This window comes from Cupriavidus sp. 22TCCZM04-2, from assembly GCF_057798895.1.
Genome location: NZ_JBYOJS010000001.1, coordinates 411,977 through 436,300, shown reverse-complemented (window position 1 = coordinate 436,300; position 24,324 = coordinate 411,977). Strand labels below are relative to the sequence as shown.

22 protein-coding genes are annotated in these 24,324 nt (G+C 65.6%); 11 read left to right on the top strand and 11 right to left on the bottom strand.

Translation table 11 applies throughout. From position 1 onward, the window contains the following. Positions 1-17 precede the first annotated feature (17 nt). Together AC3FKG_RS01990 and AC3FKG_RS01985 are read left to right on the top strand one after the other, a co-directional pair. Positions 18-1,019 carry a Bug family tripartite tricarboxylate transporter substrate binding protein gene (locus AC3FKG_RS01990; RefSeq protein ID WP_488742300.1) on the top strand — a complete coding sequence of 334 codons (1,002 nt, stop codon included), beginning with the start codon at positions 18-20 and terminating at the stop codon, positions 1,017-1,019. Beyond that, positions 1,019-1,867, top strand: a complete 849-nt coding sequence (locus tag AC3FKG_RS01985) for a VOC family protein (protein WP_488742299.1) — start codon at positions 1,019-1,021, stop codon at positions 1,865-1,867. Before AC3FKG_RS01990 ends, AC3FKG_RS01985 begins: the two co-directional genes overlap by 1 nt. A 12-nt stretch (positions 1,868-1,879) precedes the next feature. Here AC3FKG_RS01985 and dut read toward each other — a convergent pair whose 3' ends face one another. The 6 genes from dut to AC3FKG_RS01955 all read right to left on the bottom strand — a co-directional run bounded on the left by dut (position 1,880) and on the right by AC3FKG_RS01955 (position 9,322). Next, a complete protein-coding gene (gene dut / locus AC3FKG_RS01980; protein WP_483709146.1) occupies positions 1,880-2,380 on the bottom strand; it encodes a dUTP diphosphatase in 501 nt (166 codons plus the stop codon). Between the two features lie 51 nt (positions 2,381-2,431). Next, positions 2,432-3,457 carry an LLM class flavin-dependent oxidoreductase gene (locus AC3FKG_RS01975; protein ID WP_488742298.1) on the bottom strand — a complete coding sequence of 342 codons (1,026 nt, stop codon included), beginning with the start codon at positions 3,455-3,457 and terminating at the stop codon, positions 2,432-2,434. A 6-nt stretch (positions 3,458-3,463) separates the two neighbouring features. Continuing rightward, complete coding sequence (coaBC, locus tag AC3FKG_RS01970; protein WP_488742297.1) at positions 3,464-4,666, bottom strand: bifunctional phosphopantothenoylcysteine decarboxylase/phosphopantothenate--cysteine ligase CoaBC; 1,203 nt, start codon at positions 4,664-4,666, stop codon at positions 3,464-3,466. Positions 4,667-4,744: 78 nt separating this feature from the next. After that, the gene (gene lspA, locus AC3FKG_RS01965) at positions 4,745-5,296 is read right to left on the bottom strand and encodes a signal peptidase II (protein WP_483709143.1); all 552 of its coding nucleotides are present in this window, start codon (positions 5,294-5,296) and stop codon (positions 4,745-4,747) included. Next, positions 5,296-8,187, bottom strand: a complete 2,892-nt coding sequence (gene ileS, locus AC3FKG_RS01960; RefSeq protein WP_488742296.1) for an isoleucine--tRNA ligase — start codon at positions 8,185-8,187, stop codon at positions 5,296-5,298. The genes lspA and ileS overlap by 1 nt, the downstream gene beginning before the upstream one ends. 133 nt (positions 8,188-8,320) lie before the next feature. Further along, positions 8,321-9,322 (bottom strand): bifunctional riboflavin kinase/FAD synthetase, encoded by a 1,002-nt coding sequence (locus AC3FKG_RS01955; protein ID WP_483709140.1) that lies wholly within the window; start codon positions 9,320-9,322, stop codon positions 8,321-8,323. A gap of 218 nt (positions 9,323-9,540) precedes the next feature. Here AC3FKG_RS01955 and AC3FKG_RS01950 point away from each other — a divergent pair, with 218 nt between their 5' ends. Then, a complete protein-coding gene (locus tag AC3FKG_RS01950; RefSeq protein WP_488742295.1) occupies positions 9,541-11,346 on the top strand; it encodes a hybrid sensor histidine kinase/response regulator in 1,806 nt (601 codons plus the stop codon). Between the two features lie 26 nt (positions 11,347-11,372). On the opposite strand, the gene AC3FKG_RS01945 is transcribed toward AC3FKG_RS01950, so the two are convergent. After that, on the bottom strand, positions 11,373-12,032 hold the full coding sequence (locus tag AC3FKG_RS01945) for a response regulator (protein WP_483709138.1): 660 nt from the start codon (positions 12,030-12,032) through the stop codon (positions 11,373-11,375). A 236-nt stretch (positions 12,033-12,268) separates the two neighbouring features. On the opposite strand from AC3FKG_RS01945, the gene purN reads away from it, so the two are divergent. From purN to nadC, 6 genes are all read left to right on the top strand, one after another. Beyond that, the gene (gene purN, locus AC3FKG_RS01940; protein ID WP_488742294.1) at positions 12,269-12,934 is read left to right on the top strand and encodes a phosphoribosylglycinamide formyltransferase; all 666 of its coding nucleotides are present in this window, start codon (positions 12,269-12,271) and stop codon (positions 12,932-12,934) included. Continuing rightward, the gene (locus tag AC3FKG_RS01935) at positions 12,931-14,325 is read left to right on the top strand and encodes an RsmB/NOP family class I SAM-dependent RNA methyltransferase (RefSeq protein WP_488742293.1); all 1,395 of its coding nucleotides are present in this window, start codon (positions 12,931-12,933) and stop codon (positions 14,323-14,325) included. Before purN ends, AC3FKG_RS01935 begins: the two co-directional genes overlap by 4 nt. A 69-nt stretch (positions 14,326-14,394) precedes the next feature. Then, positions 14,395-15,771, top strand: a complete 1,377-nt coding sequence (locus AC3FKG_RS01930; RefSeq protein WP_483709135.1) for a mechanosensitive ion channel family protein — start codon at positions 14,395-14,397, stop codon at positions 15,769-15,771. 364 nt (positions 15,772-16,135) lie between these two features. Then, the gene (locus AC3FKG_RS01925; protein WP_488742292.1) at positions 16,136-17,326 is read left to right on the top strand and encodes a DesA family fatty acid desaturase; all 1,191 of its coding nucleotides are present in this window, start codon (positions 16,136-16,138) and stop codon (positions 17,324-17,326) included. Between the two features lie 132 nt (positions 17,327-17,458). After that, entirely contained in the window at positions 17,459-18,613 is a 1,155-nt protein-coding gene (gene nadA / locus AC3FKG_RS01920; RefSeq protein WP_483709132.1) for a quinolinate synthase NadA, read from the top strand. After that, positions 18,610-19,473 (top strand): carboxylating nicotinate-nucleotide diphosphorylase, encoded by an 864-nt coding sequence (nadC, locus tag AC3FKG_RS01915; RefSeq protein WP_483709130.1) that lies wholly within the window; start codon positions 18,610-18,612, stop codon positions 19,471-19,473. Before nadA ends, nadC begins: the two co-directional genes overlap by 4 nt. A gap of 74 nt (positions 19,474-19,547) precedes the next feature. Here the strand turns inward: nadC and nadB are convergent, their stop codons facing one another. The 4 genes from nadB to radC form a co-directional block, all read right to left on the bottom strand. Continuing rightward, the gene (gene nadB, locus AC3FKG_RS01910) at positions 19,548-21,134 is read right to left on the bottom strand and encodes an L-aspartate oxidase (protein WP_483709129.1); all 1,587 of its coding nucleotides are present in this window, start codon (positions 21,132-21,134) and stop codon (positions 19,548-19,550) included. A 207-nt stretch (positions 21,135-21,341) separates the two neighbouring features. Beyond that, positions 21,342-21,512 (bottom strand): 50S ribosomal protein L33, encoded by a 171-nt coding sequence (gene rpmG, locus AC3FKG_RS01905; RefSeq protein WP_010814980.1) that lies wholly within the window; start codon positions 21,510-21,512, stop codon positions 21,342-21,344. Between the two features lie 13 nt (positions 21,513-21,525). Then, on the bottom strand, positions 21,526-21,759 hold the full coding sequence (gene rpmB / locus AC3FKG_RS01900; RefSeq protein WP_006575661.1) for a 50S ribosomal protein L28: 234 nt from the start codon (positions 21,757-21,759) through the stop codon (positions 21,526-21,528). A gap of 177 nt (positions 21,760-21,936) precedes the next feature. After that, positions 21,937-22,623, bottom strand: coding sequence for a RadC family protein (radC, locus tag AC3FKG_RS01895; protein ID WP_488742291.1), 687 nt, complete (start codon positions 22,621-22,623; stop codon positions 21,937-21,939). Positions 22,624-22,731: 108 nt separating this feature from the next. Here radC and AC3FKG_RS01890 point away from each other — a divergent pair, with 108 nt between their 5' ends. Both AC3FKG_RS01890 and ispH read left to right on the top strand, forming a co-directional pair. Then, the gene (locus AC3FKG_RS01890) at positions 22,732-23,220 is read left to right on the top strand and encodes an FKBP-type peptidyl-prolyl cis-trans isomerase (protein ID WP_483709125.1); all 489 of its coding nucleotides are present in this window, start codon (positions 22,732-22,734) and stop codon (positions 23,218-23,220) included. Positions 23,221-23,229: 9 nt separating this feature from the next. Next, positions 23,230-24,204 (top strand): 4-hydroxy-3-methylbut-2-enyl diphosphate reductase, encoded by a 975-nt coding sequence (ispH, locus tag AC3FKG_RS01885; RefSeq protein WP_488742290.1) that lies wholly within the window; start codon positions 23,230-23,232, stop codon positions 24,202-24,204. Positions 24,205-24,324: the final 120 nt, after the last annotated feature.

The following is a 24,324-nucleotide window of genomic DNA, read 5'->3' as shown; positions in this document are numbered from 1 at the left end:
CTCTTCCAGAAAGACCGATGTCCCGTCCCGAACGCACGCGGCTGCGCCGCATGCTGCTCAAAGCCCTGCCGCTGGCCGCTACACCGCTGACCGCGGTGGCCGCCGGCGCGCCCGCCGATTCGCCCGCAAGCGGCCGTCCGATCACGATGGTCCTGCCGTTTCCGCCGGGTGGCAGCGTCGATATCGTGGCGCGCCAGCTGCAGCCGGGCCTCAAGGCTTTGCTCGGCCAGACGGTCGTGGTCGACAACAAGCCTGGCGCCGGCGGACTGATCGCCTCCAGTACCGTTGCGCGTTCCAAGCCCGATGGCAATACCCTGCTGATGGCTTTCGACACCCACGCCATCAACCCGTTTGCCTACAAGCAGCTGCCCTACGACACCTTCCGCGATTTCACCCCGATTTCGCAGCTGGTGCGTTTTCCGCTCGTGATTGCCGCGAATCCGGCGCTGCCGGCCTCCAATGTGCGGGAGCTGGCGGCACTGGCCAAGGCCAGGCACGACGGCGTGCGCTATGCCTCGTCCGGCATCGGCAGCCTCAACCAGCTTGCCGCCGAAGCGCTGGCCACCGAGACCGGCGTGCATATGCTGCACGTGCCCTACAAGGGCGGCGGCCCGGCCGTGCAGGCCGTGCTGTCGAACGAAGTCGACATCTTCTTCAGCAGCTACGCGGCCGTGCAGGCCCATATCGCGGCCAAGACCATCAAGGTGCTTGGCGTCACGGGAACCAGCCGGCTGAAGCAGTTGCCGCAAGTGCCTACCGTGGCGGAGCAGGGCGTGCGCGGATTTGAGGCGTATTCGTGGATCGGCGTGTTCGGCCCGGCGGGCATGGCGCCCGCCACCGTGAGCCGCATCCACGACGCCCTGGTGGAGTCGCTGCACCAGCCGCGCGTGGTCGATGCCCTGGCGGCGCAAGGCTTCGAGATCGTCGGCGGCAGCCCCGCCGAGCTTGGAAACCTTGTGCGGCATGAGCACGACAAGTGGCAGGCTGTGGCACGCAAGGCCAATATCCAGTTCGAGTAATGGCAGGCAACGCCGAAATGTTCGACCACGCTGTCGTGGTCTGCCCCGATCTTGATGCCGGCGCCGAGGCCTGGCGCCGGCTCGGCTTTACGCTGACGCCGCGCGGCTATCACACGCTGGGTTCCCAGAACCACTGCATCATGCTGGCGCGCGACTATGTCGAGTTGCTCCACGTCACCGCACCGAACCCAAGCCGGCAGTATTACTGGGACGCCCAGGCGCGTGGTGGCGGCTGTGCGGCCATGTCATGCAAGAGCGCCGATGCCTTCGCCACGGCGGCCCGACTGCGCGAGGGCGGCTGGCATATTTCCGAGCCGATCGAGTTTTCGCGTCCGGTGGTGCTCGACGATGGCAGCGAGCACGCTGCCACGTTTCGCGTCACGGCGCTCGATGACGCACCGGGTGCGCGCTACTTCGTTTGCGAGCACCGCACGCCCGAACTGCTCTGGCGGCCGGAATGGATCCGGCACGCCAATGGCGCGCAGGGGATTGCGTCGATGTTCATGGTGGTAGCGCCGGCGCTGTTGGATGCGACCGGCCGCGCCTATGCCGAGCTGACCGGCGGCGAGATGACGCAGCTGAGCGACCACATTTGCAGTGTCGCGGTGGACGATGCCACGCTGGTCGTCAGTACGCCCCAGGCGCTGGCAGCGGCAACCGGCACCGCGCACATCCAGCGCGATGTGCCGGGCTATGCGGCGATCCGCCTGCGCACTGGCGCACTGGCAGAAGCGCGCCAGATCTGGCGCGCGGCCGGCATTCCGGCCCAGGACCTCGGACCGCACGAGACCCTGATTCCGGCGAGCGCCGCCGGCGGCGTTGCCCTGCTGTTCGAACAGCAGGGCTGAAGCCGGGCAGCGTCAGGCGCTGGCCTTGGCGTGGTGCACACCAGTCGAGCCAAAACCGCCGGCGCCGCGCTCGCTGTTTTCCGAGAACTCCTCGACCGTCGTGAACACCGGGCGCAGCACGGGCACGAACATCATCTGCGCAATGCGCTCGCCGGGCTGGATCACGATGGGCTCGGTGCCCGGCGCGTTGCGGTTCCACACGCTGACCATGATCTGGCCCTGGTAGTCGGCGTCGATCACGCCGATCGAATTGCCCAAGACCAGGCCTTTCTTGTGGCCTAGTCCCGAGCGCGGCACGATGGTCGCGGCCATGTACGGGTTGCCCATATGCACGGCGATGCCGGCCGGCACCAGTTGCGCGGCGGTGCCCGCTGCGATCGACACCGGTGCGTCGACGCAGGCATGCAGGTCGATGGCGGCGGCCATGTCGCTCTGGTAAGCGGGCAGGCCCCACTCGTTCAGGCGGGAATCCAGCACCTTGATTTCAACGGACGGGTTCAGTTCTAGGCTCATTTCGGGATCGGTTCTGAGAATCTCCGGCAAGGCGGCTTGCCTTGACGAGGTTCAGTTTTCGGAATTCAGTTCAAACGCTTCGGCCAGCAGTTCGTACGTGCGCAGCCGGGCGGCATAGGTCGCGGTCACGCTCAGCACCACCAGCTCGTCGGCGGCGAACTGCTCGCGCAGGGCCAGCATGCGCTCCGCCACGCGTTCGGGCGTGCCGCAGAGGGTGCGCGGGCGCTCGCGCTCGATGATCAGCTGGTCGCGTTCGGTCGGCACATGGTTTTCGGCCTGCTCCAGCGACGGGATCGGCGCGTTGACCCCATAGGCCATCTGCAGCCGCCGCAGATCCACGGCGCGTTCCAGGTCGGCCGCTTCGGCGTCGGTGTCGGCGCAGATCACGAAGATCGCGGCGGCACTGTAAGGCTGGGCCTCATAGCCTGGCTGGAAGTCCTCTCGGTACTGCCGCGCGACATGATGGCCCGTGTGCGCGTTGATGAAATGCGCAAACGCAAACCGCAACCCGAGCCGCGCGGCCAGTGCGCCGCCGTAGTCGCTGGAGCCCAGTATCCACAGTTCAGGCTGCGTATCGACCACGGGCTGGAGCAGCACGCCCTCGGCCAGATGGCCGGGCGGCACGTCGCCGCGCAGCAGGCAGGACAGGTCGCGCACCTGCTCCTCGAACTGCGCGCCGCGGTCGTACTGGCCCATTGCCACGGCCTGCGCCGTGCGCAGGTCGCCGCCGGGCGCCCGGCCCACGCCGAGGTCGATGCGGTTCGGGAACAGGCCTTCGAGCATGCGGAACTGCTCGGCCACCTTGAACGGGCTGTAGTAGGGCAGCATGACGCCGCCCGAGCCCAGCCGGATACGCTGCGTGACGCTGCCGATGCGCGCCAGCATGACTTCCGGCGCGGGATTGCAGACGCCGCGCAGGCCATGGTGTTCGGCGCACCAGTAGCGCGTGTAGCCAAGCGCGTCGGCCATCTGCGCCAGTTCTACGGTCGCAGCCAGCGCATCACGCGCGGTGTGGCCGGCGATGACCGGGCTCTGGTCGAGCACGGACAGGCGCAGGCGGGGTTTGGTCGCGGTCATGATGCTTCAGGGCTGGGCGCGGCCCGGCAGGCGCTGGCCGATGGCAGCCACCAGTTGGCGCGCCAGCGTGAGCTTGTCGGCGCGCGGCAGCCGGGTCATGCCGGCGGCATCGAACAGCACGATCTCGTTGTCGTCGAGGCCGAAGGTGTGGTGGCCGATATTGCCCACCAGCAGCGGCACGCCCTTGCGCTGGCGCTTCTGTTCGCCGTACTGCTCGAGGTTCTCGCTCTCCGCGGCAAAGCCGACGCAGTAGGGCGCATGGGCGCGTCCGGCGACGGTCGCCAGGATGTCCGGGTTCTGCACGAACTGCAGCGTCGGCGTATCGGTATCGTTGGCCTTCTTGAGCTTCTGCTGCGCGACCTCGGCGGGGCGCCAGTCGGCGACGGCCGCAACCGCGATGAAGACGTTTACGTCGCGCAGCTGGGCCAGCACCGTGTCATGCATCTGCTGGGCGCTGCGCACATCGGTGCGCACCACGCCGCGCGGCGTGGGCAGGCCGGTCGGGCCGGCCACCAGCAGCACCTCGGCGCCGGCTTCGCGTGCGGCGCGGGCGATGGAAAAGCCCATCTTGCCCGACGAGAGATTGGTGATGCCGCGCACCGGATCGATAGCCTCGAAGGTCGGGCCCGCGGTGATCAATACACGCTTGCCCGCCAGCGGCTTGGGCTGGAAGAAGGCGATGAGGTCATCGACCAGCTCTTCCGGTTCCAGCATGCGGCCGTCGCCGACTTCGCCGCAAGCCTGGTCGCCGCTGCCGGGGCCGAGGATGACGACGCCATCCGCGCGCAGTTGCGCCGCATTGCGCTGCGTGGGCGCGGCGGCCCACATCTGGCGGTTCATGGCCGGTGCCACGAGCAGCGGACAGTCGCGCGCGATGCACAGCGTGGTGAGCAGGTCGTCGCACAGGCCATTGGCCAGCTTGGCGAGGAAGTCGGTCGATGCGGGCGCGATCACGATGGCGTCGGCCTCGCGCGAGAGGTCGATGTGCGCCATGTTGTTGTCGACGCGCGCATCCCACTGCGACAGGAACACCGGGCGGCCCGAAAGGGCCTGCATCGTGACCGGGGTGATGAAATGGGTCGCTGCCTCGGTCATGGCCACCTGTACCGTGGCGCCGGCCTTGGTCAAAAGGCGGACCAGCTCGGCCGACTTGTAGCAGGCGATGCCGCCGGCCAGGCCGAGAACGATGTGCTTGCCGCGCAAATCCATGGGGGACTCGTCAAAGAAAGGGGTGTCGGCATGATACCGGCAGCCCGCGCGGGCTGCCGGGGGCGGCTTGGTGCCGGCTCAGTGCCGGCGAACGCGCCGCAGCTCGTCGACGACCAGCAGCACAGCGCCGACGGTGATGGCGCAGTCGGCCACGTTGAAGGCCGGCCAGTGGTAGTTGCGCACGTAGAAATCGAGGAAGTCGATCACGTGCCCGTAGACCACGCGGTCGACCACGTTGCCCACGGCGCCGCCCAGGATCAGCGACACGGCGAAGCAGAACAGGCGCTGGCCGGTATGGCGGTAAAGCAGCCAGACGATGAACGCGCCGACCACGAGCCCGAGCCCGGTAAAGAACCAGCGCTGCCAGCCGCCGGCATCTGCCAGGAAGCTGAACGCCGCGCCCTTGTTGTAGACCAGGACCAGGTTGAAGAAGCGCGTCACCGGGCGCGATTCGCCGTACGAGAACGTACGCACGATGACGATCTTGAAGAACTGGTCCAGCACCACCACCAGCAGGGCGAACGCCATCCACAGCAGCGGCGTGGCGTTGCCCGAGGCCTTGTTGTTATGGCCCGACGCCTTGTTATTGCGGCGTGCCGGGCGGGCGGAACGGGTCGTGGACGATGCCATCAGGCATGGCTCCTGTGTTCACCGGCGCCGAACAGGTTGCTGTCGCAGCGGCCGCAAAGGGTCGGATGGTCGGGGTTCTGGCCAACGTCGGCGCGGTAGTGCCAGCAGCGTTCGCACTTGGCATGCGCCGAAGCTGCGACCGTGACGAGCAGGTCGCCGGCTTCCGGCGCGGGCGTGACGGTGGCCGCGGACGTCAGCAGCACGAAGCGCAGGTCGTCGCCAAGGCTCTGCAGCGCGTCCAGCACCGGGCCGCCGGCCTGGATGTTGACCTCGGCCTGCAGCGACGAGCCGATCGCGCCTTCCACGCGCACTGCCTCGAGCTGCTTCGTGACTTCCGCGCGGACTTCGCGCAGGGTGTGCCACTTCTGCAGCAGGTCGTCGGCCTGGTCCACTTCCGGCAGCGTGTAGTAGGTGCTCGTGAAGATGGTGTCGGTGTGGCCGGTGCCGTGCGCGAACACTTGCCACGCTTCCTCGGCGGTGAACGACAGGAACGGCGCCATCCAGTGCAGCATGGCCTGCGTGATGTGGTACAGCGCGTTCTGCGCCGCACGGCGGTCCTTCGAGTCAGGCGCCGTGGTGTACAGGCGGTCCTTCAGCACGTCCAGGTAGAAGCCGCCCAGGTCTTCCGAGCAGAAGGTCTGCAGCTTGGCCACCACCGGGTGGAACTCGTACGCGTCGTAGTGCGACAGCACTTCCTTCTGCAGGCGCTCGGACAAGGCCACGGCGTAGCGGTCGATCTCCAGCCATTCCGAAGCGGGCAGCGCGTGCTTGGCATGGTCGTAGTCGGACAGGTTCGACAGCAGGAAGCGCAGCGTATTGCGGATGCGGCGATAGCTTTCCACCACGCGCTTGAGGATCTCGTCGGAGATCGACAGCTCGCCCGAGTAGTCGGTCGAGGCCACCCACAGGCGGATGATCTCGGCGCCCATCTTGTTGGCGATGTCCTGCGGCGACACGGTGTTGCCGACCGACTTCGACATCTTGCGGCCTTCGCCGTCGACGGTGAAGCCGTGCGTCAGCAGCGCCTTGTACGGCGGCTTGCCATACAGCATCGACGCCGTCAGCAGCGACGAATGGAACCAGCCGCGGTGCTGGTCCGAGCCTTCCAGGTACAGGTCCGCCAGGCGGCCGTCGGCTTCATCGGCCGACGGGTCGTACAGGTCTTCGCGGTGCGAACCGCGGATCACGGTCCAGTGCGTGGTGCCCGAATCGAACCATACGTCGAGCGTGTCGCGGTTCTTCTCGTACTGGTCGGCCTCGGCGCCGAGCAGTTCCTTCGGGTCCAGCGTCTGCCACGCCTCGATGCCGTGCTGCTCGACGCGCTTGGCCACTTCTTCCAGCAGCTCAGGCGTGCGCGGGTGCAGCGCGCCCGTTTCCTTGTGCAGGAAGAAGGCCATCGGCACTCCCCACTGGCGCTGGCGCGACAGCGTCCAGTCCGGGCGGTTTGCGATCATGTTGTGCAGGCGCTGCTTGCCCCACGACGGGAAGAACTCGGTAGCCTCGATGCCCGCCAGCGCGGTTTCGCGCAGCGTCGGCACCGGCTTGCCGTCCTGCTCGACCGGATCGACATCCATGCCCGCAAACCACTGCGAGGTGGCGCGGTAGATGATCGGCGTCTTGTGACGCCAGCAGTGCATATAGCTGTGGGTGTACTTGTGCGAGTTGAACAGGTTGCCGGACCCCTTCAGTACCTCGACGATCTTCGGGTTCGCGTCCCAGATCGACAGGCCGCCGAACAGCGGCAGCGTGCCGGCGTACACGCCGTTGCCCATCACCGGGCTGATGATGTCGTGGTCGCTCATGCCGTGCGCCTTGCACGACTGGAAGTCTTCCACGCCATAGGCCGGGGCCGAGTGCACGATGCCCGAGCCGGTGTCGGTGGTCACGTAGTCGCCCAGGTAGATCGGTGACAGGCGGTCATAGCCGGCGTCCATCTTGGCCAGCGGATGGTGGAAGCGGATTTCCGACAGCGCGGCGCCGGTCGTGGTCGCGACGACCTTGCCTTCCAGTTCGTAGACCTTGAGTTGTTCCTCGACGCGCTCGGTTGCCAGGATCAGGAAGCCGCGCGGGGTGTCGACCAGCGCGTACTCGACTTCGGGATGCACGTTGAGCGCCTGGTTGCTCGGGATCGTCCAGGGCGTGGTGGTCCAGATCACGATCCAGCCCGGCTTGGCGTTGATCTGCTCGAACGGCACCTTGAAGGCGTGCGCGAGCTTGTCGGTGTCGGCGAACGGGAAACCGACGTCGATCGACAGGTCGACCTTGTCCTTGTACTCGACCTCGGCCTCGGCCAGCGCCGAGCCGCAGTCGAAGCACCAGTTCACCGGCTTCAGGCCGCGGAACACATAGCCCTTTTCCATGATCTTGCCGAGGGCGCGGATCTCGTCGGCCTCGTTGCTGTAGTTCATGGTCAGGTAGGGATGGTCCCAGTCGCCGAGCACGCCCAGGCGTTCGAAGTCCACCATCTGGCGCTTGATCTGCTCGGTGGCGTAGGCACGTGCCTTGGCCTGGACTTCCTGCACCGGCAGGCCCTTGCCGAACTGCTTCTCGATCTGGATCTCGATCGGCATGCCGTGACAGTCCCAGCCCGGCACGTAGACGGCGTCCAGGCCGGTCAGTCCGCGCGCCTTGACGATCATGTCCTTGAGGACCTTGTTGACCGCGTGGCCGATATGGATGTCGCCGTTGGCATACGGGGGGCCATCATGCAGCACGAACTTCCTGGCGCCCTTGCGCGCCGCGCGGATCTTCTTGTAGAGCTGCTTGTCCTGCCACTGCTTGACCCACTGCGGCTCGCGCTTGGGCAGGTCGCCGCGCATCGGGAAGGGGGTGTCCAGCAGGTTGACCGGATATTTGCTTTTCTCGGGCTTGGCGCGTTTGTCGTTGGACATGTCGATTCTCGGGGCAATTCGTTTGGCGCGCACCGGGCCGTTGATCTGGCCACGCATGGGTCGCACTGGGGCGTGCGCGCAGGAAAGACTGGATAGGGCGGAGCGCGAACCGGCACCGCGGGGTGCCGGGCCGCTAGCTAATTCGGTCCGTGGCCGACGTGGCGAAGCCGCCAGCGCCCTCGGCGCGGCCGGTGGAGGCGTCCGGCGCGGTCAGGCCGAAGAAGGCGCGCGCGTCGGCGCTATCCTTGGCGATGGCCGCGGTCAGTTCTTCCAGATTATCGAAACGCGCTTCATCGCGCAGCTTCTTCATGAACTCGACCCGGATCAGCTTGCCGTACAGATTCTCGTTGACGTCGAACAGGTGAACTTCCAGCAGCACGCGGCCGGCGTCCTCGATGGTCGGGCGCACGCCGATGCTGGCCACGCCGGGCAACGGATGCTCGGCAATGCCGTGCACTTGCACGACAAAGATGCCGTTGACCGCCGGTCGCTTGTGCGAGATGCGCAGGTTCAGCGTCGGAAAGCCCAGGTCGCGGCCCAGCTTGCGGCCGTGGATCACGTGGCCGCTGATGGCATAGCCATGGCCGAGCAGCCGGCGTGCGTGCTCAAGGTCGCCATCGGCCAGCGCCTGGCGCACGGCCGAGCTGGAGATGCGGATGCCGCCCTCGGACACCGAGCCCATCTGCTCCACGTCGAAGCCGAAGCGCTGGCCCGCGTCCTGCAGGTAGGCGAAATCGCCGGCGCGCTTGGCGCCGAAGCGGAAATCGTCACCAACCAGCACCCAGCGCGCGTGCAAGCCATGCCACAGCACGTTCTCGACGAACGCCTGCGGCGACTGGCCCGCGAAGTGGGCGTTGAAGTGCTCCACCACCACGCGATCCACGCCATTGCGTCGCAGGCTCTCGAGCTTGTCGCGCAGCAGGGCGATACGGGCCGGGGCCTTGTCAGGCGTGAAGAACTCGCGCGGATGCGGCTCGAACGTCATCACGCACAGCGGCAGGCCGCGCGCGTCGGCTGCCGCGCGTGCGCGCGCAAGCAGCGACTGGTGGCCGCGATGCACACCGTCGAAATTGCCGATGGTGAGCGCGCAAGGCGCCCGGCTCTCGGCGTTGGGCAGGCCGCGGAAGACTTTCACGGGGACGGCGGGAAATGTTTCGGATAAAGCGGGCATTATAAGGCGAATGGGTCCGATTGCCCCTGCCGGGCGCCCATGTGTCGTCGACCGCCGCGGTTTTTGTGGCGCAATCGTCCTGTCGTCGTGGCGCGATAGGGCAAAAGGCGGCATGATAGGCGCCAGTCCAGACGCGCGGCCTTGGCTGCCGGCGCGTCCAAGCCTCGATCCCACAAATTCCCTTGAACGCGCTGCTCAATCGGCTGTTGCCGCGATTCCTGCCGCCTGCCGGCGCCCCGCTCGATACCGAGACGCGCGCGAAACTGATGGCGATCGTCCACAAGGGGTCGCCGTCGGGCACGCTGGCGGCGGTACTGCTGCCAGCGCTGACCATCTTCGCCTTCTGGGATTCCGCCGACCACGCCGCGCTGCTCGGCTGGGGCGCGGTGATGCTGTTGCTGGCCGGCGGCGGCGTGTGGTTCTACCTGGGCTACCAGCGCGATGGCGCTTCCATGAGCCGTTCGGCGCACACGCGGAAGTGGTGGGGCAATATGCGCGCCGTGGCGTTCCTGACCGGGCTGACCTGGGGCAGTTCGGCCCTGCTTCATATGTATACGGGCTCGACGATCTTCTCCAGCGTGCTGTACCTGCTCAGTCTCGGCGTTCTGGCGGGCGGGGCGGTGTCGCAGGCTCCCGTGCCGTCGAACCTGGTCTATGCCGGCGTGCCCGTAATGGTCCCGAACATGTTGTTGGCCGAGATTGCGTTTCCGGGGCACGGCATCTACGTGCAGTTGCTGCTTGTTATCTATGCGCTGATGCTGGGACGCCATGCAGTCGGCCTGCAGGGCACGCTGGTCAGGGCGATCCAGCTGGAAGGCGACAGCCGCCGACTGGCCAAGCAATTTCAGGAAGAGAAGGAACGTGCGCTGCATGCGAGCGAGGAGAAATCGCGCTTCCTGGCCGCGGCCAGCCACGACCTGCGGCAGCCGGTTCATGCGCTGGTGATGCTGGTGGAAGCGTTGCGCGCGCGCAACCAGTCCACGGTGCTCCATCCTCTCGTTGAGCAGGTGGCGGCCGGTACGCAGACCATCGACCTGTTGTTCCGTTCTTTGCTGGATCTGTCCAAGCTGGAGGGCCGCAAAGTCCTGCCCACCCTCGAACCGTGCGAACTGAGCGGATTGATCCGCGACGTCATGAGCCAGTTCGCCGCCGATGCGCGCGAAAGCGGCCTGACGTTGACGCCGCGCGTGCCGGACGAGCTTTATGCCATGGCCGAGCCGGTGCTGCTGCGCCGCGCGCTGTTCAACCTGGTGCAGAACGCCTTGCGCTATACGAAGCGCGGGGGCGTACTGATCACCGCGCGCCAGCGCCGCAAGCATGTGCGGCTGGAAGTGTGGGATACCGGAGCCGGCATATTGCCCGACCACCTGCCGGACATCTTTTCACCGTACTACCAGGTCCATAACCCGCAGCGAGACCCGTCGCAAGGCCTGGGGCTGGGGCTGGCCATCTTCAAGGAATGCGTGCGCCTGATGCGCGGCACGTACGGCGTACGGTCGGTGCCCGGCAAGGGCTCGGTGTTCTGGTTCGCACTGCCTCCGGTGCCGGCCGAGACAGTGGCCAGCGTGCGTGAAATGCGGGCCATGGCGGCGGCCGAGGATTCCAGGCCGGACAAGCTGCAAGGCACGGTGCTGGTGGTCGACGACGATACGCAGATCCGCAAGGCGTGGATTGCGCTGATGGAGGCGTGGGGCATCCGGGTGGCCTGTGCCGCCCATGGCGCGGAAGCCGACAAGCTGTTTGCCATGGGTTTGCGGCCGGACATCATCTTCTGCGATCTGCGCCTGCCTGGCAGCGAAAATGGCCTGGATCTGCTGGAACGCTGGCAAAACACCCAGCCGCAGGCGCGCAGCGCCCTGCTGACGGGCGACCTGAAATCCGCCGCGCTGGCGGCGGCGGAGGACGCGGGATATTTCGTCTTGCCGAAGCCGGTGGATCCGGCATCGCTGCGCGTACTGCTGCGCCGCTGGCTGCGCGCCGCGGCCTGAGAGCCTGGTCTGAAAGCTGGAGGACCTTACTGACGCAGGCGGAAGCGTTCCATGCGGGACATGACTTGCATGCGCGTGCGGACACCGAGCCGCTGGAGGATGGCCGAAACGTGCTCCTTTACGGTGTTTTCGGTCAGCCCGAGCCGGCGCGCGATCACCTTGTTCGGCAATCCTTCCAGCACCAGCGCAAGCACCGAGCCCTGGCGCGGCGTCAGGCCAAGCTCGGCAGGCGTCACGGGGATACCATGAGCCGGTCCAAAGGACTGGGCGCGTCCGCTAAGCGCCTCATCGGTCGGAAACGAGGTATCGCCGGCGAGCACTTTGCGCACCGCGGAGGTGAAGGCGTGCGCGTCCAGGTGCTTGCCCACGAAACCACAGGCGGCCAAGGCGCGGGCGCGTCCGACGATTTCCGGCGTGGCTTCGGCCGACATGAAAATGAACCGCGCCCCTGGAATGACGGTCTTGAAGGACTGCATGGCATCGAAGCCCGTGCCGTCGTTCAGCCAGATATCGAGCAGGACGATATCCGGGCGCAGGCCTTGCTGGAGGCTCGTCAGCGCTTCCCGGGCGCTGCCGGCGGCATGGACTGCAACATCTGGCATCACCTCGGTCAGGAATGCAGTAGTGCCTGACAAGGCCATCGGATGATCATCGACCACCAACAACGTCGGTGCAGCGTTCGACATGCTAATTCCCGTAATTTCCCGTTTCGTCCTTGTTGTCACCAGCTTGCACAAAACTGGAGCGTGGACGTAGAGGCCACTCTATCAGAGGGTGCGAGGCGTCACAATCTATCAAACGGGTCTTTGGGGCTTCACTGTCGCGTGCCCGTTGCAGTGTCCCGACTCCGATTCACGCGAATTAGGCGCCTGATAGTTTGGCTTTGCCGGAGTTTGGTGCCTGCCCTTGGTAGAATTGCGCGATGAAAAAAATCGTCATCCTGATTTCAGGGCGGGGCTCCAATATGGAAGCCATCGTCCAGGCATGCGCGGCCGGCGGGTGGCCGGCGCGCATCGCTGCGGTAATTTCCAACCGGCCGGAAGCGGCCGGGCTGCAGTTTGCAAAGGACCACGGCATCGCCACTAGCGTGGTCGACCACCGCCTGTATCCCGATCGCGCGAGCTTCGACGCGGCGCTGGCGGAGGCTATCGATGGTTATGCACCGGACCTGGTGGTGCTTGCCGGCTTCATGCGCATCCTGACCGCGGGCTTCGTGGATCGTTATGCCGGCCGCCTGCTCAATATCCATCCGTCGCTACTGCCTTGCTTCCCGGGCCTGAATACCCATAAGCAGGCGCTCGACGCCGGCGTGAAGCTGCACGGGGCCACCGTGCATTTCGTCACGCCTGAATTGGATCATGGTCCTATTGTGATCCAGGCGGCTCTCGATGTATTGCCGGTCGATACGCCCGAGAGCCTTGCCGTTCGCCTGCTCGATTGCGAGCATCTGATTTATCCCCGTGCCATCCAATGGTTTGTCGAAGGACGCCTGCTGGTCCGGAACGGGGTCGTTCACGTCAATCCGGCCGAGCCTCAATTGCTTATGGCCATCTCCGCCGGTGTACCGGCGGCAGGAGCAAAGCCATGAGTCGTCATCAGGCCGGGGCGCGCCCGGCGTCCAAGGATTCCCGCCAGCCTGCGCGGGTCCGCAAGTCCAGTCCTATTCGCAAGGCCCCCGGTGCGGACGGTCAGCAGGTACGTTCGTCGAGCGGACTTCACGCTACGCACATCCAGCATATCGACCGCTTGCTTGGCAAAGTCATGCTGTTCGCGCGCCCGGCCGATGCCGTGGTGAGCTATTACTTTCGCGAAAACCCCAAGCTCGGACATCGCGAGCGCGGCATCATCGCCGAGGCGGTCTACGCGGTGCTGCGCCGCCGCGTCGAGTTCGGCCAGTTTGCCGAGAGTGGCACCGGCGCGGCGTCGCGCCGCCTGGCACTGCTGGGTCTGGCGGCAACCCTTGGACGCGATGTACTTTCGCCTTTCCTGTATCCGGAGGAAGGCGAGTGGCTCGATCGCCTGACCACGATCGAGCGCGCCAGCCTGTCGCCCCGCGTGCGGGCGAACCTGCCGGAATGGCTGTTCGATAACCTGGTGGCACAGCACGGCGAAGCGTTTGCTTCGGCACTTGGGGATGCATGGTTGCGCCCGGCTCCGCTGGATCTGCGAGTGAATCTTGGCAAGGCCACCCGTGAAGCCGTGCTGGCCGAGCTCGAAGAAGCCGGCCTGCGTGCCGAGCCCACGCCGATGGCGCCGGCCGGCATCCGGCTGCAAGGCAAGCCGGCGTTGAACCAGTTGCCGCTGTTCGTGAATGGGCTGGTGGAGGTCCAGGACGAGGGCAGCCAGCTGCTGTGCAGCCTGGTCGCGCCGAAGCGCGGCGAGATGGTGGTGGATTTCTGCGCGGGCGCCGGCGGCAAGACGCTGGCGCTCGGCGCGGCGATGCGCTCGACCGGCCGCCTGTACGCGTTTGATGTATCTGAGAAGCGCCTCGCCAATCTCAAGCCGCGCCTGGCGCGCAGCGGTCTGTCGAATGTGCACCCCGTGCTGATCGATTCGGAACGCGACGCCAAGGTCAAGCGCCTGGCCGGCAAGATCGACCGCGTGCTCGTCGATGCGCCCTGCAGCGGGCTTGGCACGCTGCGGCGCAATCCGGACCTGAAATGGCGCCAGAGCCCGGAATCGGTGCTGGAACTTACCGCGAAGCAAAGCGCGATCCTGGACGCGGCGGCACGCCTGGTGAAAGGCGGCGGCCGCGTGGTCTACGCGACATGCAGCGTGCTGGAAGCCGAGAACGAGGCCATCGTGCGCAGCTTCCTCGCTTCCCACCCGAATTTCCGGCTGGTTCCGGCAGCAGAGGTGCTGGCCGAGCAGAAGATCGAAGTTCCTGACTTGCCGACGGAAGGCGGCATGTTCGCGTTGTATCCCCACCTGCACCAGACCGATGGCTTCTTCGCCGCGGTCCTGGAGCGTACGCAGTAATCCCTCCCACCGGTCGTGGCGCGGCAAGCGCGACGACCGGTGCGGCAGCAAGGTCCAGGCAGATTCTCCATGAGCGGAAACCCATTGGCCGGCCTGACGGCCACGCACACGACATTCGGCAGGATGCTCGACGACCTGCTCCGGGATGCGGGCGGCCCCGGCTTCATCTGGCAGCTTGTCGTGCTGGGCGGCTGCTTGCTGGCAGCCTGGCCGCTCGCGCGCTTTATCGTCAAACGGCTAGAGGATCGTTACGCATCGTCGAGTTTCTCGCTGCGCTTTGCCGCAGCCAGTCTTGAGCGTGCCATGTTCCCGCTGTTTGGCTGGCTGCTCGTGATGTCGGCCCGTTTCGCGCTGGAGCCGATGATGGCGATCAGCGTGCTGCGGCTGGCGCTTGTGCCGCTGTTCGGCATCACCTCCCTGTACTTCACGTTCTATATCCTGCGGCGCGTGCTGTCCGGCAGCGGCCAGTTGCACGGCATGCTGCTATTGGTCGAAAAAGTGCTGACCACGCTGGTCTGGGTGGCCATGGGGCTTTACGTGCTTGGCCTGCTTTCCGACGTGACGGGATGGATGGAGGCCATGCGCTTCTCGCTGGGCAAGCAGAAGGTGAGCCTGGCGGACATCCTGATGGCGGTCGTGTGGATCCTGCTGACCGTGCTGGTGGCCATGTGGTTCGGGTCCTGGCTGGAAGAGCGCCTGATGCGCTCGGCCAGTCTCGACGTGAACCTGAAGGTCGTGCTGACCCGCATTTCGAAGGCGCTGCTGCTGCTGGTCTCGCTGCTGCTGAGCCTGTCGCTGGTGGGCATCGACCTGACCGTGCTGTCCGTGTTCGGCGGTGCACTTGGCGTCGGCCTGGGTCTTGGCCTGCAAAAGATCGCCAGCAACTACATTTCGGGCTTCATCATCCTGCTCGACCGCTCGGTCAAGCTGGGCGACCAGATTACGGTGGACAAGTACTCCGGTACTGTCTCTCAGATCCGCACCCGCTACACGGTGGTGCGCAACGGCGACGGCGAGACCCTGGTGCCTAACGAGCAGTTGGTGGCGCAGTCCGTGCAGAACCACTCGTTTTCCAACACGCATGTCCGCGTGGCGACGCGGGTGCAGGCCGATTATGCGGCGGATCCCGAAACCGTGATCATGCTGCTGACCGAATGCGTGCGCGAACTGCCACGCGTGCTGAAGGACCCTGCGCCGGCGGCATTTCTGGTGATGTTCGCGGATAGCGGCATCGAATATGAGGTAGCCGTCTATATTGCCGATCCGCAGAACGGCAAGCTCGGCGTGCAGTCGGCCATGAACCGGGCAATCTGGCGTACGCTGCGAGAACACCGGATTTCGATCCCGTATCCCCAGCGGGAAATCCGCGTGCTCAATGCGCCGCAGGAACTCAACTCGGTCGATGATATTTCCGCGCCACCCGCGGAAGTGGCCAAATCGGCATGACTTCATAAAGAAACAGGCAAGAGCCGCACAACGGAACAAAAATCGCGGCGCCTCGTCAAACTCCGGGAAAAAGCGTATGACTCAGGCTTGCGCAATCCGGTAGAATGCTGGGTTGTCGCGGGTTGCGAGCATCCCGCATCCTCACACCGACAGCCGCCAGATTGCAGCGGCTCGTGCCTGTCCCGCCTGCCAACCGCCGGCGCCGGAACTGCGCGCCGGGGGTTCCCGCCATGAGATGGCCGGTCCCTGGCGGACGCCAGACCATATCGCAATCAGTAGATTTGCAGTCTTTTTTCTGCGCGTTGTGCACGGCGCCGGGGCAGCCGCAAGGGAATGCCCCTGTTTAACCGACGGAGAACAGAGTTTGTTCGACATTATTCTTGACTGGGCCGCCAATGGCCTTGCCAACTGGTCCTGGTGGGAGATCGTGATCTACACGCTGGTGATGACGCACGTCACCATCGCCGGGGTCACCATCTTCCTGCATCGTTGCATGGCGCACCGATCGCTGGACCTGCACCCGATTGCCCAGCATTTCTTCCGCTTCTGGCTCTGGCTGACGACGGGCATGGTCACCCGCGAGTGGACTGCCATCCACCGCAAGCACCACGCCAAGTGCGAGACCGAAGACGATCCGCACAGCCCGCAGACCCGTGGCATCCGCAAGGTGCTGCTGGAAGGCGCCGAGCTGTACCGCGCCGAAGCCAAGAACAAGGAAACCATCGCCAAGTTCGGCCATGGCTGCCCCAATGACTGGATCGAGCGCAATGTGTATTCCCGCTTTGGCTGGCAGGGCGTCGGCCTGATGCTGATTATCGACCTGGCCCTTTTCGGCGTGATCGGCATGACGGTCTGGGCTGTGCAGATGCTGTGGATCCCGATTCACGCTGCCGGCATCATCAATGGCCTGGGCCACTGGTGGGGCTATCGCAACTACGATTGCGAAGATGCTTCGACCAATGTGTCGCCATGGGGCCTGATCATTGGCGGCGAAGAGCTGCATAACAACCATCACACCTATCCGACTTCGGCCAAGTTCTCGATCAAGTGGTACGAGTTCGACGTGGGTTGGGGCTATATCCGCGCCATGCAGGCCGTGGGGCTGGCCAAGGTGAAGAAGACGCCGCCCAAGGCCCGGCTCGTGGAAGCGCGTCCGGTCGACGACAACACGCTGGAAGCCATCATCGCCAATCGCTATGACGTGATGGCGCGCTACGCCAAAGCCTTGAAGAGCGCGTTCCGCCAGGAACTGGAGCAACTCAAGGAAGGCCGCGGCGCCGAGTACCGCACCCTCAAGCCGGCTGGCAAGTGGTTCCACCGCGAAGAAACCAAGCTGGCCGCACCGCAGCGCCAGCAATTGGCCAGCATCGTCGAGCAGAGCAAATCGCTGCACACCTTCGTGGAAATGCGACGTGAGCTGGCCGCCATCTGGGGCCGTTCCAACCTGACGCGGGAGCAGTTGCTGCAGCAGCTGCAGGCCTGGTGCCATCGTGCCGAGGCCAGCGGAATCCAGGCGCTGCACGATTTTTCGCTGCGCCTGCGCCGCTACGCCTGATACAATCGGCCCGCGCCCGAATGGCTACACAAGGCCCCGCCCATGGCGGGGCCTTTTGTTTTAGATAAACTCCCCCATGTTCTGGCCGCCCGCATGAAGTTGCATGCGCGAGGGCCACGAGGAGTACCGGAGATGACCCCCCAATCGATCAAGACCGTCGAGTTCGAAAAGCCGAACCTGGCGGATACCGACAACGCCGCCGGCGGCAGCTGCGTGGCCCATGCCTGGGCCAAGGTGCCTCCGGTGCTCTCTCCCGACGAAAGGCAGGCGCTCAAGGCACGCATCAGGCGCTTGCTGAAAGAACGCAACGCCGTGCTCGTCGCGCACTATTACGTGGACGCCGACCTGCAGGACCTGGCCGAGGAAACCGGCGGTTGTGTCTCGGACTCGCTGGAAATGGCCCGCTTCGGCCGTGACCATTCGGCCCAGACCCTGGTGGTGGCCGGCGTGCGCTTCATGGGCGAGACCGCCAAGATCCTGAGCCCTGAAAAGACCATCCTGATGCCGGACCTGGATGCGACCTGCTCGCTGGACCTGGGTTGCCCGGCCGACGAGTTCGCTGCCTTCTGCGACGCGCATCCGGACCGCACCGTGGTCGTGTACGCCAATACCAGCGCGGCGGTGAAGGCCCGGGCCGACTGGATGGTGACCTCCAGCATCGGCCTGAAGATCGTCGAGCACCTGCATGCGCGCGGCGAGAAGATCCTGTGGGCACCGGACAAGCACCTCGGCGGCTATATCCAGAAGCAGACTGGTGCCGACATGCTGCTGTGGCAGGGCTCCTGCCTGGTGCATGACGAATTCAAGGGCGTCGAGCTGGACCTGCTGCGCCGCGAGTTTCCCAACGCCAAGATCCTGGTGCATCCCGAGTCGCCGGCCAACGTCGTGGCGCAGGCGGACGTGGTGGGCTCCACGTCGCAGATGATCGCGGCCGCGCAGGAACTTGACGCGACCGAATTCATCGTGGCGACGGACAACGGCATCCTGCACAAGATGCGGATGGCCGCCCCGGGCAAGCACTTTATTGAAGCGCCGACTGCGGGCAACAGCGCCACGTGCAAGAGCTGCGCCCACTGCCCGTGGATGGCGATGAACGCGCTGTCGAACCTGGCCGAGGTGCTCGAGACCGGCCGCAACGAGATCCACGTGGATCCGGCCACGGGCCGCCAGGCTGTGGTCTGCATCAACCGCATGCTGGATTTCGCCGCGCAGCAGAAAGCCAATGTCCGCCCGGTGGCTGACCTCGCGAAGGAACAGGCGTTGTTCCAGGGAATCGGCCCGGCATGAGCGTGAATCCCATTTTCGACAGCTATGGTTCGGCGCTGAAGGCGGCGCTGGAAGCCAACGTCGGCGCGGCCATTGCCGAAGACGTAGGCAGCGGTGACCTGACCGGCCTGCTGGTGCCGGCGGACAAGCAGGTGCTGGCGCGGGTGATCGTGCGCGAGCAGGCGGTGCTTTGTGGTCAGCCGTGGTTCGCCGCTTGCATGAAGGCCATCGACGAACGTCTGGTGGTGAGCTGGAAGCAGGAAGAGGGCGCCCGCATGGCACCCGATTCGATTGTCTGCGAAATCACCGGACCCGCACGCGCGCTGCTGACCGCCGAGCGGCCCGCGCTGAATTTCCTGCAACTGCTGTCCGGCGTGGCGACCGTCACGCGGCGCTATGCCGACCTGATCGCCGGCACGCGCGCGCGCGTGCTGGATACCCGCAAGACACTGCCGGGCCTTCGGCTGGCGCAGAAATACGCGGTCAAAGTGGGCGGCGGCGAGAATCAGCGGCTGGCGCTCTATGACGGCATCCTGATCAAGGAAAACCACATTGCCGCGGCAGGCAGCATCACGGCTGCGATGCGCGCCGCGCTGGCGCTGGGCGCCGATGCGACGATCCAGGTCGAGGTGGAGTCGCTTGCCGAACTGGAAGAGGCCCTGGCTGCCGGCGCCACGTCGATCCTGATCGACAACTTCACGGTGCCGATGATGCATGACGCCGTGCGCATCAATGCCGGGCGCGCGTTGCTGGAGGTGTCGGGCGGTGTCAATGCGGAAACGATCCGCACCTTTGCCGAGACCGGCGTGGACCGCATCTCGGTCGGGGCGCTAACGAAGGATGTGCGCGCCACCGATTACTCGCTGCGCATCATCGGCTGATCCCTGACTGTGCAGAACAAAACGGCCCGCTCGATGCGGGCCGTTTTGCATGCTGCCTTGCGCGGCGCTGCCTCTCAGCGCTTGCGCGCGGGCTGCATCACGGTAGGCAGTGCTTTGGGCAGGGTCTCCGGATAGTCGCGGCTGAAATGGAGGCCGCGGCTTTCGTGACGCGAATACGCGCTATCGACGATCAATGCGGCGACCTCCACCAGATTGCGCAGTTCGAGCAGATCGCGCGTGACGCGGAAATTCGCGTAGTACTCGGCGATCTCCTCGCGCAGCAGGCGGATGCGGTGCTGCGCGCGCTCCAGCCGCTTGCTCGTGCGCACGATGCCGACATAGTTCCACATCATGCGGCGCAGTTCGTCCCAGTTGTGCGAGACCACGACTTCCTCGTCGGCGTCGGAGACGCGGCTTTCATCCCAGGCCGGCAGCGGCAGGTCAGGCAATGCCGCCTTGTCCTGGCCAGCAATGTCGGCAGCGGCGGCTCTCCCGATCACCATGCACTCGAGCAGGGAATTCGATGCCAGCCGGTTGGCCCCGTGCAGGCCCGTGCAGGCCGTCTCGCCGACGGCGTACAGGTTGCCGATATCGGTGCGGCCCGCGGTATCGGTCACCACGCCGCCGCACGTGTAGTGCGCGGCCGGGACCACTGGGATCGGCTCGCGCGCGATGTCGATGCCAAGCTCCAGGCAGCGCGCATGGATGGTGGGGAAATGCTCCTTCAGGAAGGCCTCGGGCTGGTGCGTGATGTCGAGGTAGACGCAGTCCAGGCCGCGCTTCTTCATTTCGAAGTCGATCGCGCGCGCCACCACATCACGCGGCGCCAGCTCGGCGCGATCATCATGCTCCGGCATGAAGCGGGTACCGTCCGGCAGCTTCAGCAGCCCGCCTTCGCCGCGTACGGCTTCCGAGATCAGGAAGGACTTGGCATAGGGGTGGTACAGGCAGGTTGGATGGAACTGGATGAATTCCATGTTCGACACCCGGCAACCCGCGCGCCACGCCATGGCGATGCCGTCGCCAGTGGCCGTGTCAGGATTGGTGGTGTACAGGTAGACCTTGCCGGCACCGCCCGCCGCCAGCACCGTGTGCGTAGCGGTGATGGTGCGGACTTCTTCCGTGCGGTCGTCGAGCACATACAGGCCGTAGCAGCGGTTGCCAGGTAGCCCGAGCTTGCGCGAGGTGATCAGGTCGACGGCGAACTGGTCTTCCAGGATGGTGATGTTCGGATGCTGGCGCGCCTGCTCCGACAGCGTGCTGACGACGGCATGGCCGGTCGCGTCGGCGGCGTGGATGATCCGGCGACGGCTGTGTCCGCCTTCGCGGGTCAGGTGATAGCCGAGTTCGGCCTGTTCGTCCCTGGTGAACGGCACGCCGCGATCGATCAGCCACTGGATGGCTTCCCGCCCGTGCTCGACGATAAAGCGCGTGGCTTCTTCATCGCAAAGACCAGCGCCGGCGACGAGCGTGTCCTGCGTGTGCTCGTCATGGCTGTCGCCTGAATCCAGCACTGCGGCAATGCCGCCCTGGGCCCAATCGCTGGCGCCATGCGTCATGGCGCGCTTGCTGAGGATGACAACCCGGTGGGTGTCGGCCAGTTGCAGCGCGACCGTGAGACCGGCCAGCCCGCTGCCTACGATGGCGACGTCGAAGTTCATGGTGCAGGAGGTGCCCGCGCGAGGGCGCGGCATTGGAGGGAAAGCTCGAAAGTCTACACCCGGGGGTGCCCTCACGCATCAGCGCTGTCGCCGCTGCAAGGGCTAAAAGCACTGCCGCGAGCCTCGGTGCGCGCCATAAGCCGCGCTGACGCCACAAAAACAAAAAGCCCCGCGGTGGCGGGGCTTTCTGGCTGGAATCCGGATCAATTACTTGATCTTGGTTTCCTTGTAAGCGACGTGCTTGCGGGCGACGGGATCGAACTTCATGATCTCCATCTTTTCCGGCATGGTGCGCTTGTTCTTGGTGGTGGTGTAGAAGTGACCCGTACCTGCGGTCGATTCCAGCTTGATTTTGTCGCGGCCGCCCTTGCTTGCCATGATGTACTCCTAATTAGACTTCGCCACGTGCGCGCAGATCGGCGAGCACGGAGTCGATGCCTTTCTTGTCGATCAGGCGCAGGCCGGCGTTCGAGACGCGCAGGCTCACCCAGCGGTTTTCCGATTCAACAAAGAAACGACGATTCTGCAGGTTGGGCAGAAAACGGCGCTTGGTCTTGTTGTTTGCGTGGGAAACGTTGTTGCCGACCATCGGCGCTTTCCCGGTCACTTGACAGACGCGTGCCATGAAGCACTCCTAACTCTTCTATTCGTGGACAATGTTCGCAACAGATCAACAAAAGGCGCGCGGGCCCGGACTGCAGCGGATGAGACACAGCAAACGGGCATTATAGACTGGAAGCCGCCGATGAATCAATGCCTTCTGCACTCTGGTGTTGTATACCCTTCCGCGGTGCCGTCAGCATCACGTGACGGATTTCAGTTGCCCGTGCTCGGCAAAGGAGTGCACATGGGTGCCGGCTACGACGAAGTGGTCGAGTAGCTGCACATCGATCAGTGCCAGGGCGCGGCCCAGCATGCGGGTCATCTGCAGGTCGCTCTGGCTTGGCGTGCACGACCCGGACGGGTGGTTGTGCGCGATGATGACGCCGGCGGCATTGTGCGCCAGCGCGCGGCGTGCCACCTCCCGCGGATAGACCGCGGTCTGGGTCAGCGTGCCGCGAAACATTTCCTCGGTCGCGATCATGCGGTTGCGGGTGTCGAGGAACAGGCACATGAAGACCTCATGCGCGAGCGGGGCCAGCGTCAGGCGCAGGTAGTTGCGTACCGCCGCAGGGGAATCCAGCCCGCGCGGCAGTTGCAGTGACTCGGCCAGCATGCGGCGCGCCAGTTCGGGCACGGCCTGCAGCTGGGTGTACTTGGCTTCGCCCATGCCCCGGATGTCCAGGATGGTGCGTGCATCGGCCGAGAACAGGCGGGTCAGCGAGCCAAAATGAATCATCAGATCGCGCGCCAGCTCCACCGCGCTCTTGCCCGTCGCGCCAATACGCAGGAACACGGCCAGCAGTTCGGCGTCGGACAGGGCAGCGGCGCCGCTCGCCTGCAGCTTTTCTCGCGGCCGCTCGCAGGGTGGCCAGTTTGTGATGCTCATGTCTCGGGAGTCTCTGGACGGGTGGGCCCGGGTCGGGCAGGCGTGGATGGGCAGGGCGCCCGGCAGCCCAGTCGAATACAATACGGGTTGTTCCCTGGTTGATCACCCATGAATTTGCAAACATTTGCGTCGGAAGCCGACGGCGGCGCAGCTGGCCGCAAGACGGTCCAGGCCGACTCGTTCCTGACCCTCCATTACAGTCTCTCTCTCGAAAACGGCACCGAAGTCATGAGCACGTTCGAGGACAAGCCCGCCACGCTGCTGCTCGGCCAGGGTCAGTTCGCCCCGACCCTGGAGCAGGCGCTGCTCGGCATGCCCGAGGGCGAGCGCATGACCTATCGCCTGGCGCCCGAGCAGGCGTTCGGCCCGCGCAACCCGGAACTGCTCCAGTGGGTCTCGCTGGCCACGCTGCGCGAGAACAGTTCGTTCGAGGAAGACTACAGCCCGGGCGACCTGGTCGAGTTCAACGCGCCCGGCGGCGGCAAGTACGCCGGCGTCCTCAAGGAGTTCGGCGACACGGCGGCGCTGTTCGATTTCAACCATCCGCTGGCCGGGCAGACCATCCTGTTCGACGTGCAACTGATCGGGATCCTCTGATATTGCAGCATGCCTGACCTGACTACCGCCCCCGATGCCGAGATCCTGATGGCGCAGCCGCGCGGCTTCTGCGCCGGCGTCGACCGCGCCATCGAGATCGTCGAGCGCGCGCTGGCACGCTTCGGGGCGCCAATCTATGTGCGTCACGAGATCGTCCACAACGCCTATGTCGTGGCGGACCTGCGCCGCAAGGGCGCCGTGTTCGTGCGCGAGCTGGACGAGGTGCCTGCCGGCGCCACCGTCATCTTCAGTGCCCACGGGGTGTCCAAGGACGTCCGGGCCGAGGCCGCCATGCGCGGCCTCAATGTATTCGACGCGACTTGCCCGCTGGTGACCAAGGTCCATGTGGAAGTGGGCAAGATGCGCGCGGAGGGCTGCGAGATCGTGATGATCGGCCACCGCGGGCATCCGGAGGTCGAGGGCACGATGGGGCAGGCCGAAGGCGGCATGCTGCTGGTCGAGTCGGTGGCTGATGTCGCCGGCCTGGCGGTGACCGATCCCGCGCGCCTCGCCTACGTGACGCAGACCACGCTGTCCGTGGACGAGACGCTCGAGATCGTGGCGGCACTCAAGGCACGCTTCCCCCTGATCCGCGAGCCCAAGAAGCAGGACATCTGCTATGCCACGCAGAACCGCCAGGACGCCGTGAAGTTCATGGCGCCCCAGGTTGACGTGGTGATCGTGGTGGGCAGCCCCAACAGTTCCAACTCGAACCGGCTGCGCGAGCTGGCCGCGCGCCTCGGCGTGCCGGCCTATATGGTGGATGCGCCGGAGCAGGTGCGCCCGGAATGGGTCGCGGGCAAGCGTCGCATTGGCCTGACCGCGGGCGCTTCGGCGCCCGAGGAACTTGCCCAGTCCATCGTCGCGCGCCTGCGCGAACTCGGCGCGGGCCATGTCCGCGCCCTGCAAGGCATTGAAGAAAACATGGCCTTCCCGCTTCCGCGCGGGCTGCAGGCCGCTATCCCCGCCGGCGTTACCGCCTGAGCTGCCAGGCGCCGCCTCCTGCGGCGCCTGATTCCCCGCTTCGCTTTTCCTGCCGTATGCGCGTCCAGCGTGCGCGGGCGTACCGACATTTCGCTCCAGTTGGCCGGATGCTTTTATCGT